Raw genomic sequence first — 13,051 nt, forward strand, 5'->3', positions numbered from 1 at the left:
TCCAGCTGCCACAGCTTCAGCACCCGTTCCGCCTTTGCGGGGTCCAACTCGTCATACAGCTTGAGAATGGTGGTCAACACCTCAGGCTTCTGCATGGCGACAGGATTGTTCACCTGCCCCAGCAGCAGCACGATGTGGGCCATGACGTCCCGCGTCATGCCGATGGCGCGCGCCAGAACGATGAAGCTTTCCAGATTTCGACCGGACACCACATGCCAGCCGACGCGATTGTCGATCTGGGCACGTTCGCAAACACCGGCCAGGAACAGGGCGACCCGCTGCTGACGCAGTACCTGCAACAGGAAGGAATCCGTCAGCTCGCCCAGTTCCTGAAGGCGGCGGGCCAGCTTGTGGGCGCGCGCCTGAAGGCTCTGGCCGTCGTCCGTTTCCACCACTGCCTGCTGGGTTGCACGCTGGAGCGCTGCGTCCAGAACCTCGGGGCTGACATCGAAATCTGTGAGAATGCGACGGCGCAATGCGGCGGACACCCACCAGTACATGCGGTGCGCCAGTTCGGCCGGCAGATCGGACCGCGCCAGCAGCGGCTCTTGAAACCGGTCGAGACGGCGGCTTTCAGCCACCAGATACTCCATGGCGCGGCGTGACAGCGTCGCGTCTTCATTGCGGATCAGCGCCTCGACCACATCGGGCGAGCCATGCTTGATCAGTGCCTCGGTGACCGGTTCGCTCAGCTGGCCGCGCATGGCAATGGCAAGCCGGTGCTGATCAGTGCGTTTCTTGACGATCTCGATCAGGTCTGCATCCTGCAGAACCTTGCTGCTCTCCAGCAGCGGACGGGCGACCTCGATTTCATCGTTGGCCAGCATCCGCTCCAGTTCGGGCAGATCGACTTCCGAGCGTAGAAGCATCTCGGCCAGATTGCGCCGCACGTCCATCTCGATGGTCTTGACCAGCTTGGTCAGAACATCAGCCATCAGCGCGCGCTGCTGCTCGGTCAGCCGGTAACGGTCAGGCAGGAAGAAATCGACAATAGCATGGACGAGCTCCTTGCGCGCCTCGCTTGAGCGATCCGCGGCAAGTGCTAGCAGCTTGTCGATATCGGTATGATTCATGCTGGACCGGCTAACTTTCAACTCCACCCTGCAAAAGGTTAAGGATCGGGAATTAATAAGCCATTACCAGACGACAATAAAATCCACTTTAGGTTGTTGGCAAGCCGCAAGCGAGCGGCAGGCACGCGAAAACGCAGTGCCCGTCGCTCAAAGGATCTCTGGCTGATAGATTTTGCTGATCAACCGTTCTGGTTCGAGAGAACGCTCAGGTCGTAAGGCGTGTCGCGATAGAGGCAGGTGATCCAGTTCCAGAACAGCATGTGCGCGAAGGGCTTCCACTGGTTGACCGGCTCGCGCTGCGGGTCGTTATCAGGGAAGTAGCCGTGCGGCACCGATGTTGCCGGATCGGCCGCCAGATCTCGAAGATACTCACCTTTCAGCGTGTCCGTGTCATATTCCAGATGGTTAAACATGAACAGGTCGCCGTTGCCCTCGTCCATCACTAGGCAGGCACCGCTAACGGGCGAATCCGCCAGAATCCGCAAGGTTTCGTGGCCCTGCAGGTCTTCATGACGCACCCCGCTCCAGCGGGAAACCGGGGCCGGGAAGACTTCGGGGAAGCCGCGCAGCAATGGAAGCTCCGGCGCGCGCACCGTCTGCGGGAACACGCCCGAGAGCTTGCAGCTGAAGTGCTCCTTGTCCACGCCGTAGGCGGCATACAGTGCCGCCAGCGCACCCCAGCAGATACTGAAGCGGCGGAAGACGTTGGTGCGGGACCACTCGAAAATGTCCATGAACTCGGGCCAGTAGGCCACGTCGTTGTAAGCCATGGTCTCGACGGGCGCGCCGGTGATGATCATGGCGTCATACCGCTCCGAGCGCACTTCATCGAGCGTGCGGTAGAACGCCTGAAGATGCTCGATCGGAGTGTTGCGCGGCGTGTAGCTCGCCGTCGTCAGCAGCGAAAGCTCCACCTGTAGCGGCGTATGGCTCAGCAGCCGGGCAATCTGTACCTCGGTTGCGATCTTGGTCGGCATCAGGTTGAGCAATAGGATCCGCAAAGGACGGATGTCCTGGCGGAGGGCGACACCTTCCGGAATCAGTTCCACGCCTTCGCTGCGCAGAACGGCTTCCGCAGGGGAACCATCAGGAATCTTGATCGGCATGGCACGGACCAATGTTACGAACGCGAGACGTACTGGATTAGCACACAGTACCGTTAGGCGAGCCGGGCGGGAATCACAACCCTTGGCAGCGTCGTATATGTCGCGCAGCCGTGCGTTCCCGTCGGTTCAGCGGGAAGCTTGCCCCCCCTTCCTGCCTTCAGACTCATCAGATGTACTTGGACAGGTTGAGCTGGCTGATCAGGCTGACCGCGCGGTAGGACACCTCAAGCGCGGCCTGATCCGCATTAAAGCGCGTGATCGCCTCTGCCATATCCACGTCCTCGATGTCCGCAACGAAGGTTTCATAATAGACGGACTGCTGCTTCAACTGCTCCGTCACGTCCTTCATCTGGCTCTGGCGCAAGCCGTTGGCCGTCTGGATGGTGCGCATTCCCTGTGTGGCAGCATCGATATCCGCCAGCCTGGCCTCAAGGAAGGTGACCTGCGCGGGGGTCAGGTCCCCGTTGATCGGGCCCGTCATCGGATCGTCATGAAACTCCTTCAGCGCCTTGATGACCTCCATCACCGGCGTGGCCACCTCGTCCGCCAGCACGCCGTACTGCATGGTAAAGGTATCAGTCACACGCACTGACGACTTGGTCTGATCGTTCACAAAGGCGTCGCTTGCGCTTGCCAGGCCGGCCAAGTCATCGAGTGATGTTGCCGTAAAGGGCTTCTCGGTCGTTTGGCCGCCGCCGAACAGGTAACTGTTGCCGATCTTGGTGTTCAGTGCCGAGGCGATCATCTGGAAGTTCGATTCCAGAATCTCACCAAACCCCTGCCCGTTGTCCATCGCCAGCGCTTCGAGGATCGACTGCTTCAGCGCTTCCGTCGCTTCCAGCATGGAACCGGTCTTCAGATCGATGAGAGACAAAGTTTGGCTGATTTCGTTGGCGGTATCCTTATAGGCTTCCGTGCGGGACATGGCAGCGCGGGCCGTCACAACCGTTGATGCCTGTGGGGCTATGCCCTTGTAATCGTCAGCCTTCTTGCCCGTATTGATCTGCTGCTGGGTCTTGTAGAGGTCCGCCTGATTGCGGAGCATGCCCTGCAACAGGCTCTGATTGTGCGAGTAACTTGCAACCCGGGTCATCTGCGCCTCCGAGCCTTACTGAGCAACCGACAGCAGCGTGTCGTACATTTCCTTGGCCGTCGTCATCAGCCGCGCCGCAGCATTGTAGCTGTTCTGGAACACGATCATATTGCTGAGCTCCTCATCCAGATTGACGCCCGAGTGATCGTCGCGCCGCTGGGAAACCGTGGTGAGCAGGGTCACTGCATCCGCAACACCCGCATCGGTGCGCTGGGCCTTCATGGCGGCGTCGCCTACCACAAGCCCCATGTATTCGGACAAGGTTGCCGACACGGCTGAGAGGTCGCCCGCCTTGCCAAACGAGAACTTGCCCGTGCTGATGTCAAACAGCGCGTTCGCGCCGCGCTGGTCGCCAACGCCAAGAGCAACGCCGCCTGCCACGGCCGCAGTGTCATACTTCGCCAGCGCCAGATTGAACGGATTGCTGGCAATGTCTGAGCGAACCGAAAGACCGCCGGCAATCTTGGCCTGTGCACTGCGATCCAGTCCGAAGAAGCTGTTGAAATTGACGCCCGTGCCGCCCCGGTTGGTGCTATCGGACACCACATGGATCTGGGCGTTCGAGTAGCCGGGCTTGGGCGTTGAAACCAGCTGACCCTGCGTATCAAGCGAGAAGGTCATGTAGTTCCCGAGCCCGGCGGGGCTGTTCAGGTCGGCCAGGATGTCATTGAACGAGCCGCCTGCCATCGTCAGCGTGTAGCTGGTGATGATCCGGTTCGAGGAATCCCGGATCTCCATGTGCACGCTGCCGCCTGCTGCAAACCCATGGTTGTCGGTGCCCGCAACCCCGGTAGCAAAGTGGGTGTTGTAGCGGGAAGCGATCAGATCGTTGAGGCCGAAGAAATGAGAGAACCCCTTCCCGGCCCGGTCTGACGCGTTGGCTGGGTCATCCGCCACCGCAATCCCGTTGCCCGCACCGGACGCCGTGATCTTCAGTTGCCCGTTAACGAAGCTGGCGCTGCCCGCACTCCCAAGCCCGGCGTTGATCTGCGCCACCACATCGTTGATGGATCCGCCTGGCAGAGCATCGAAATCGACAGTGGTCGAAGCCACCACTCGGCCAGCCTGATCAACAACTGCAAAGGTTGAAGCGCCGGTAAAGCCATGCCGGTCAGTGCCCAGCAGACCGGTCTGCCTGCCACTCAGGGTCGCGGGTGCCGGAACTGCTGAATTGGCGTTATGCACGGCATTGAGTTCCTCCGTGAACGCTCTTGCCAGTTCGCCAAGGCTGGAGGCAACGGCAGGCAATTCCTTGTCCCGCATATCGAGCAGGCCCTTCAGCCTGCCGCCAGCCAGATCACCGTCCAGTACCTTGCCCGTATCGGTCTTCACGCCGGAGCCAACGTGAACTGCCATGATGCGGATCTGAGAGAAATTCGTCTCCGGCACGACCGTGCCGGGGGACGGATAATCGAGTTGATACAAGGAATGGTCCAGCAGCGTGGTGCCGGATGATGTTGCGACGTGGATTGCGCCGTTGCCCGCATCAATGGTGCGGATATCCATCAGCTGGGACAACTGCTCCAGCGCCTGGGACCGCTGTTCCTCGAGCGCACTGGTGTTGCCGTTGGTGACCTTCAGCGCGACGATACGCGGGTTCAGCTCGTGGATCCGTGCCAGCAGGTCATTGACTGAATCCACCGTCTCCATGGCCTGATTGCTGGCATCCGCGCGCAGGGCCTGAATCTGCTCGGCCAGTGCTTCGACCTCCTCCGCAAAGCGGTCGAGACTGTCCACCGCACCCTGACGCCGTACGGCATCACCAGCATTGGCCGTCAGCGTGGAGATGGAGGTGAAGATCTTGTTGAGCGAGGCACCGAGCCCCGACTTGGAATCTGAAGCACCGATGAAGCCCTGCAGCCGGTCATGGAACTGCTGCATGATGGAATAGCGACCGGCGTCCGCCCCGGCGCTGTACACCGCTTTTTCCAGAAACTGGTCGGTCACGCGGCGGATCTGACCGATCTTCACGCCCGCTACATTGCCGCCGTAAGCCTGCGCCTCGAACATCACCTGTTCGCGGCTGTAGCCGGAGGTGTTTACGTTGGCGATGTTGTTGGACACCGAGCGCAACGCTGTTTGCGACGCGGAGATGCCCGTGTAGGCCGTCTGAAGGATGTTGCTCAACGTCATGCGCCAGCTCCCCTATCAGCCTTGCCGACCGGCAAAGTTTGCCGGGCGCAGATGACCTGAACGGAGAAAGCCACAGGGCTTGCCCGGTGCCGCTGATCCGCGGTTCTCCTGTATTCTGGCCATTTCGCTCAGCTCTCTCTTCACGTTCATGCAGGAAGATAAGCAAAAGCGATGCCAAACTCGGCAGAGGACTAAAAACGACTGAAGCGGCAATCTGCTGACCGCAGACGCCGCTCCACTGTACGCATGTGTATTTTGGCAATCTCAGGGCCTGCTGCCCTGCCCGGACGCTTGTTTAGAAACGAGTGCGTAGCCCCAGTTCAAGCTGACCCTTCAGAGGCGAGCGGCCCGGCGTGTTCGGTTCATCGGTCTGCAGGCGGCCTTCAACGCGAAGGTCACCCCAGCGGGTCGGCCATTCAACACCTGCCTCGCCGATCCACATGTCTTCGTTGTTCTGGCTGATGTGGTAGCGCACGGTATCGGTGACGTTGATATCAGCCTTGCGCACCGCGCCGTAGAAGCGGCGGTTCTTCTTATCGGTCAGTGATGCCGTCACTGAGAACAGACGACTGTCGCCATCCAGACTCATGCCGATAGGGCGGTCACGATAGGTGTACCCGTCGCGGTAGATAAAGTGATTGTAAGTCGAGCCCGGCACGCGATCTCGCGTTTCCCAAGCCGGCTTCTCGGCGAGATAGAAAGCATAAGTGTCTGTGTATTCAACGCCTAGCTTCCAGATCGACCCGCCCGATGTGCCGCCCGACAAGGTGCCGCCGGCGGTGTAGGAAAGCTGCTCGAACAGGATGCCGTCACCATCCTCACCGATCACCTCGCCGTAAGCCGAGGCCGCCAGCGAGCCAATCCGGCCACTGATCCGCATATCGATCCCGGCAATCTGGTTACCCGGTTCATCCAGCGTGCCGGTGTTGTCCTTGGTGCCGAAGGCGAAAATGGCGTCTCGCCAGATACCGAAGCCGCAAGGACGATCCTTGCCGCACAGCTGCATGGTACGGCTGAGGCCGATCTCCACCGCCTGCGCCGGCTTGAACGAGAAACGCATGCCCATGAGCAGAGGATTCTCGTAATCGCCACGGTCCTTCTCAAGGCGACCAAGGAAAGCATCGAACCGCCAGGGGCCCAGCCACTTCAGAACCGGCAGATTAAAGGCATCCGGCGACAGACGCTTGAGGCCGATCTTGGGGAACGGGCGGCTGCTATTGGACATCAGCAGCGCGCTCTCCTGCCCCGGCCCCCACCAGGTGTCGACATACCCCACATAACCGGCCCAATTGCCAAAACGCCGGGCAATATATGTGTCTTCAAAGTGGTAGTTCTTGCCGTGCTGCTCCGAACGCCAGCCAACACCATAGCTGATGGTAGTTCCGCCCAGTTCGTGCACCACCTTTACAGTGGCATCCACATCTTCGCGGGCGGTATCCCCGAAGTCACGCACCAAAGACGGATCGTTGGTGCCATTCAGTTCAAAACTGTACACTGACCGCTGCTGCGAGACGTTCAGCTGGATGCGCAGCCGCTCGACGGCTGCCGCCACATGGGGAGGCTGGGTGGCAACATCGATATTCGCGACGGCATCGTTAATCTGGGTGAGCGGCAGCGGCCAGCTTGCAATCGGCCCGCCCAGCAAACCGTAATCTGCCAGCAGCTCAACGTCCTGCCGCAGCCGTACATCGCCTGCATCCGCCCACGGAGCCGCAAGAGCAGGAGCGCTTGCCAGCGAAAACGCCAGAGCCGTCAACACACCACGCATGGAACTCTCCCCCTGTTCTTCGGAAGCTCTGCAACCGGCTAAGATACGAAGCTGGCTAAATAAACAAAAAATGCGCCCTGTCTATGCGCCCGTTCCAGCAGAATTGCCTGAGCGCGGTCTGCTTGCTCCCTCGTCTTCCACCGGCGCGCGACGCTGCACCATCTGCTTCAACCGCAGCACGAAGACCCCTAGGACGAAGCCATACGTCAAGGCGCTGTACCCCGCGACAGCCCAGAATCCAGCATACCAGACCCCGGCAATTCCGCAGATCAACAACAGCCACATGTTGGTCTGCGCGCCGCTCCCCAGCAAGCCGATCAGGCGCGGCACGCCTGGCGCGTCATCGAGGGAGGAATGGAAAAGGCGGTGGAAGTAATGGCGGTGCAGGTCTGCAGACAGGCGACACACCAGCAGCAATAGCGCGACGGCCACGGCCGCCATGCCTTCGGTTTTTACGAATGCACCGCACAGCCCCGCGTACCATCCTGCCTCAAGCAGGCGTGGCGCATGGTTGAGCAGCCAGCCCGGCGCAGCGGAATCGAGGCGAATCTGCTCGATCCGGTGAGACAGTTCGAAGGCGAAGCCCATGAGAATGGCGCAGGCCACGCCTGCCCAGAACCAGCCGAGAAAGAGCGTAACGATCGCAACAGTGCCGAAGCCTGCCCCCGCCCAGGCCACTGGTGCAGCGCTCAGACGCAGCTTGCCGCTGTGCAGCAGGGCAAGCCGGGCCAGCGGCCCGTAGATCCAGCGCGTCGGCGCATCGCCCCGGCTGGCGTCTGCCGTACCGGACAGGCTCTGGTCGGCCGCGGCCGCATCGGCCTGGCTGGAGACGGCATGCCACAGCAGCGGGACGTCCCGCCCCAGCATCGGCACGAAGCCACCGCAGCCGGCCGCATCCAGATAATGCGGCTCCAGGTCGACCATGGCGGAGCGCAGCACGGTCTGCTCAAAGTCCCAGTCACCCAGTCCCTTAGCGATCCGGCGAACCAGCTGCCCCGGCAGAATGCTGACCGCCCCGGAAAAGTACTGCGCCGTCAGCCGCACGGCACGCTCCGGCACCGCCGGGCCTGCGTTCCAGATGGTGATAACCGCTGGTTCCTCCTGGGCAGCCGCCCGGTTCACCAGCCGCTGATCGACGACAAACCCTTCCTCAATCAGGAGGACCCGGTCTTCAGACTCGATCTTGCTGCCCAACTGTTCGGCAACGCGCACCACATCCAGCGGATAGCGGCGGTGCAGCGCAGTCAGTTCCTCGACCAGTGCCGGAGACAGTTCTTCCGCCAACACCACCAGACGAGTAGCGCCAGCCTTCAGCGCCAGACGAAGATTGCGCTCGAGCAGACTGATCCCGCCCACCCGAAGCAAGGCCGAGGGATCGCCATTCCCATCAGCGGCGGCGTGGTTTGCACAGAACAGCCCGATCAGCGCCATGACGCTCCTCTTGTGGAGATGCCGGTCATCTCATGATTCCGGCCATCTCTACGGCCATTCTTCACGATGTGCCAGCAGGGAGCGCTGCGAGTGGCCTCGCTTCAGCGGTATTTCTCGATTACCTGCGCCAGACCGCGCTGAAGCGCCAGGCCGATTTCACTTCCGTCGCCTTTGATACGATCGCGGATGACTGCCCTCATGGCATCGATGTGCGCCTTGATGATCTCAACGTGGTTGTCCGTAATGTCTTGACGAATCGCGGAAAAACGGTTGAGCGAGGTGGCGAAAGCGGTCACCAGCGGGTAGCCGAACGTCCCGCCCTGCCCCTTGAGGTCATGCGCCAGCGCGGTAATCTGCTCGAACAAGGCTCGGCGATGCTCTGGGGTGTCGACACAGCGGCGGTGAAGCTCATAAAGCGCATCGATCTGATGATTCACCCAGTCTGGGTAATCTTCGGACATGTTCTCGAAGATGCGCTGGGCTGCCTCAAGCGCCACTTCGTCAATGAACAGCAATTGCTCAGGGGAGTGACCAATTCCCGCCGTTTTTTCCTTAAGGCGGTTGCGCAGACGATAGAAGCGAACCTTGACCGCTGGCTTGCTGGAAACATTCATCTCAGCCATGGATCACCTCCACCTCGGGGCTCTTGTCCGTCAGAACGCGACGTTCGGGTCCGTCAAACGGCATGGTCTGCCGCCGTCGGTCTGGACCGAAGTAATCCTTGGTATGCACGAACTGGCGATTCTTATTAATGAGTGCGTGTAACTTATCCGCCAGCGTGCGGATCGTGAACGGTTTGGTCAGAACTTCATGGGCCCCGAGATTGCGAGCTTCCTCGACACGAGCCCGATCGGAATAGGCCGTGATCATCATGAAGGGAATGAAACGATCCGGCGAATCCTTGTGACGACGCACCCACCGCAGGAGCATGGCACCATCCACCGGAGACATCATCCAGTCGGACAGGATGAGATCGATGCTCATGGCCCCAGCACGCACCGGGTCTTTCTGAACCAACTGAATGATCTCGATGGCGCGACCGCCGTGTTCGGCGACCAGCACCTGACCCACGCCCAGGACCTTGAGCGACTGAATCAGCAATGACCGGATAAACGGACTGTCCTCGACTACGAGAACGCTCAATCGTTGCAGGTCCAACGCCATATACTATGCCCGGCGCGGCGCGCCGCCCTCTCCTGTACCCATAACCTTGCCTCATCCAGCCGCTTTGTGCCGCGCTGATCCACCCCTTGGGTGAATAACAGCCTCGTGCATTACGTTAAGCCCAACGGTTTAATGTCCACACATATCCTGCCATGTAACGAACATTAAAGTCCATTTACTTGCTACACGCGACAATATTCCAGCCCGTCATGCTGCTCTCTCGTCCGGCTGGCTGAATGTTGGACAACGCACCGATACTCTGACAAATCACATGTCCGGCAATTGACGCTGCCGTGTAAATCGCTAACGCTACGTTAACCCGTTGGAGTGACCTGCTCGTGCAGAGATCCACGTTCAGATCGAGATTCGCCGGAAACCATTCCGAAACCGAAGCCGTTGTCCCACCGTCCGCCGAAGTCGAAGGTAGGGGAGAAGACATGTCAACGGACCCAGCGGCGGAAGCCACCCCCAGTGACACCGGCCCCTCCACGACTCTGACCGAAACAACGTTTTCATCTGAGGAAGCCACTTACGAAGCTCCGGCAGAGGAAGACAACAGCAAGTCGTCAACGCCGATCTGGGTTGCTGCGATCCTGTCGCTCGTCTGGCTCGCAGCCGTTGCCGCTGCGTTCTATGTTTTCGGGCAAACACGGGCGCAAGCGACACCTAGCCTTATTGAACTGGCGATCTTTGCGGCCGGCGCCGCGGCGCCGCTGTCGATCATCTGGCTGGTAGCGGGTCTGTTCATTCTGCGCGCCAAGGCGCCAGCCGCCCGGGTTCATCTTCAGGATGCCCTGCAGGCCGAGCGCCGACTGCGTCGTGCGTCTGACCGCCTTGCTGAGAACTTCACCGCGTTCGATGGTGCGCTGGCCGTTGCCGAGCACCGGGCTGACACCCTGTCTTCGGGCATCCAGCATCAGATCAACCAGTTGGTCTCTACTGTCGAGCGGTTAAGTCATCTTGCGGAGCAAACGGAAACCCGCCTGAACGCGACGACGGCCTCGCTTGGCACCTCCAGCGAGGCATTGGATACGGTTACATCCCGCATCACCAACTCAGTTGAACGGGCAAGCGAGCAGGTTGCAGGCATGCCCGCCATTCTCGACCCGCTGGCCGGGCGTATCGACGGGCTTGCAGAGAAATTGCAGAATACGGGCACCACCAGCCACGATCTGGCAGAATCCTTGTCACGCGCCATCAACCAGCTGGTGCTGCGCCAACGCGACTTGAACGCCAGCCTTGGCGTCACTGACAAGACCGCCGCAGACATTCTGGCCCGCATCGAGTCCGTGACGGCTTCTCTCGGTGCGCAGGCAACGACGCTTGATGAGCGCAGCCGGACCGTTACCGATCAGCTGGCCGCCAGCCGTGACCAGATCGCTGCCACCATGGACGAACTGACCAATCGCATGGCAGCGGTCAGCGACTCAACGCGAGTCATGGCTGAGCAGCAGGCAGAAGCGCTGGAAGCTACTCTGGAGACCCTCCGCGCACGCATCAGCAGCGCCGCAAGCGAGTCAATGAATGAACTGGCGCACCAGACCCAGCACGTCAGCACCAGCATTACGACTCTGCTCACTCAGTTCGCCACCCAGCGGCAGGCCGCCGCGCAAGAGGTCGCCCGGCTGCACGAGGCCTGGCAGGAAATCGAAACGCTGGTCTCCAATGGCATCTCTTCGCGGGAGCAAGGCGTTGCCCAGCTTCAGCAGCGTCTGCGTATCCTGGGCGACGAGGCGCGAGTTTTGCCGCAAGCCCTCACGGACGGCATGGCTGCGACCGATCAGATGCAGCACGCGCTGGTGGAAACACAGCGCGAGGCAGCCCGGCTCACCCAGTCTCTGGCCGCTACCATCGAGCAGGCTTCCGAAGCGCGTTCCACCGTGGCTGCGGCTGCTGAACAATCGAACAGCATGGCCGGAGGCATGCAGAATGTCTCCGACAGCGCGGCCCAGCTGTGCGCCACCCTCGCCACCGCTTCCGAGACGCTGGATCGCCAGCGCGAAGAACTGGATACTCTGCAGCAGAGCATGACGCAGGCGCTGGCCGAGATTACGCCGGCTCTCTCCGCTGCCCGCGAGGCGACACAGGCCTCCGCGATCCAGAGCTCGTCTCAGCTGGTAGATGCTCTGGGCCGCATCCGCGCCATGACCGCTCAAGCCAGCGAAGCCCTGAAAACGGCAGCCGACGATATCGTACAAACCGCGCAAGCCACCCTTCGCCGGATGAGCGTGGATTCGATTCGCGATCAACTGGTACAGCCGCTGCGTGAAACCATTACCGAGGTCGAAACGGCCAGCCAGCGCGGGGTGGAAGCCACCCGTGCAGCCGTTGGCCACCTGCACGGCGAGGTCAGTCGTCTGAATGAACTGGCGAGCAGCATCGAGCGTCGCGTGGCCGAGACCGACTCCTATCTTGGGCAGGTTGCGGAACAGGACCTCTCCCGTGCCGCCGCCCACCTGATCGAAAGCCTTAATTCAGCGGCCATCGACATCGCCAAGATGCTGGGCACCGACGTTCCGGATAATGACTGGCAGGCCTACCTGAAGGGCGATCGGAGCATCTTCGTTCGTCGCGCCGTCAAGCTGGCGGACCGGGGCGAACGCTCGCAGATCTCCCGCCTGTTCGACGGCGACAGCGAGTTCCGTGATCAGGTCCGCCGTTACATCCGCGACTTCGAACGGCTGATCGGCCGGACCATGGCTGAACGCGATGGTCAGGCACTCAGCGTGACGCTGCTATCGTCCGATCTGGGCAAACTCTATGTGATGCTGGCGCAGTCCATTAACCGTCTGAACGGTTGAGCCGCTTTCCAGCCAAAAGCCTATCACTTCAAAAGAAAAAAAGCCGGATATTCCTTAGGAATACCCGGCTTTTCTTTTTGATTATCGCGTGTTTCAGGCTTGCGTGCCCGTACCGGACTCAACAGCATTTCGACCGGCTATCTTGGCAATGAAGTAGTCCAGGTTCTCCGGATCCATGCCCTCCTCGAACTGGGTCAGCACCCGCTCGATCATCAGCTGGCGCAGGGTCTGACGGTCGCCATCCGTCATGAGTTCCAGTTCCTCGATCGCCTGCAGGGCGGTCCGTGCCACCGGCAGGGATTGGGGCGGCAGGCCACACCGCTTGAACAGGCGAGCCAGCCCCTGCCCGCCACGGTCATGAATCAGCTGGTGCGCGTTGGCGACCGGAATGTCCGCCAGACGAGCCATTGCCACTTCGAAGAATGAAACGTCGCCCATGCACAGCGCGCGCATGACGATGGTTGGCGTGAGGCGGCCATTAG

At 60.8% G+C, this 13,051-nt stretch carries 10 protein-coding genes; 1 reads left to right on the plus strand and 9 read right to left on the minus strand.

Annotation, left to right across the window (positions count from 1 at the left end):
- The 8 genes from VIG90_RS12850 to VIG90_RS12885 form a co-directional block, all read right to left on the minus strand.
- The coding region (locus tag VIG90_RS12850; protein ID WP_331593920.1) for a DUF2336 domain-containing protein at window positions 1-1,073 on the minus strand (1,073 nt) is incomplete at its 3' end.
- A gap of 179 nt (window positions 1,074-1,252) precedes the next feature.
- Entirely contained in the window at window positions 1,253-2,179 is a 927-nt protein-coding gene (locus VIG90_RS12855) for a homoserine O-succinyltransferase (protein WP_331593921.1), read from the minus strand.
- A 166-nt stretch (window positions 2,180-2,345) separates the two neighbouring features.
- Window positions 2,346-3,272 carry a flagellin gene (locus VIG90_RS12860; protein ID WP_331593922.1) on the minus strand — a complete coding sequence of 309 codons (927 nt, stop codon included), beginning with the start codon at window positions 3,270-3,272 and terminating at the stop codon, window positions 2,346-2,348.
- 15 nt (window positions 3,273-3,287) lie between these two features.
- Window positions 3,288-5,405, minus strand: a complete 2,118-nt coding sequence (flgK, locus tag VIG90_RS12865) for a flagellar hook-associated protein FlgK (RefSeq protein WP_331593923.1) — start codon at window positions 5,403-5,405, stop codon at window positions 3,288-3,290.
- Between the two features lie 295 nt (window positions 5,406-5,700).
- The gene (locus tag VIG90_RS12870; RefSeq protein WP_331593924.1) at window positions 5,701-7,173 is read right to left on the minus strand and encodes a capsule assembly Wzi family protein; all 1,473 of its coding nucleotides are present in this window, start codon (window positions 7,171-7,173) and stop codon (window positions 5,701-5,703) included.
- Between the two features lie 81 nt (window positions 7,174-7,254).
- Window positions 7,255-8,604 carry a hypothetical protein gene (locus VIG90_RS12875; RefSeq protein ID WP_331593925.1) on the minus strand — a complete coding sequence of 450 codons (1,350 nt, stop codon included), beginning with the start codon at window positions 8,602-8,604 and terminating at the stop codon, window positions 7,255-7,257.
- A gap of 101 nt (window positions 8,605-8,705) precedes the next feature.
- Window positions 8,706-9,227: an Hpt domain-containing protein gene (locus tag VIG90_RS12880; RefSeq protein ID WP_331593926.1), complete on the minus strand. Its 522-nt coding sequence runs from the start codon at window positions 9,225-9,227 to the stop codon at window positions 8,706-8,708.
- A complete protein-coding gene (locus VIG90_RS12885) occupies window positions 9,220-9,768 on the minus strand; it encodes a response regulator (protein ID WP_331593927.1) in 549 nt (182 codons plus the stop codon). The genes VIG90_RS12880 and VIG90_RS12885 overlap by 8 nt, the downstream gene beginning before the upstream one ends.
- A 437-nt stretch (window positions 9,769-10,205) precedes the next feature.
- On the opposite strand from VIG90_RS12885, the gene VIG90_RS12890 reads away from it, so the two are divergent.
- Window positions 10,206-12,569, plus strand: coding sequence for a hypothetical protein (locus VIG90_RS12890; RefSeq protein WP_331593928.1), 2,364 nt, complete (start codon window positions 10,206-10,208; stop codon window positions 12,567-12,569).
- 93 nt (window positions 12,570-12,662) lie between these two features.
- Here VIG90_RS12890 and VIG90_RS12895 read toward each other — a convergent pair.
- Window positions 12,663-13,051, minus strand: a 389-nt coding sequence (locus VIG90_RS12895) for a DUF2336 domain-containing protein (protein ID WP_331593929.1), incomplete at its 5' end; no start/stop codon positions are given.

Origin of the sequence: Pedomonas sp. (assembly GCF_036515995.1) — a bacterium.
GTDB lineage: Bacteria > Pseudomonadota > Alphaproteobacteria > Sphingomonadales > Sphingomonadaceae > Pedomonas.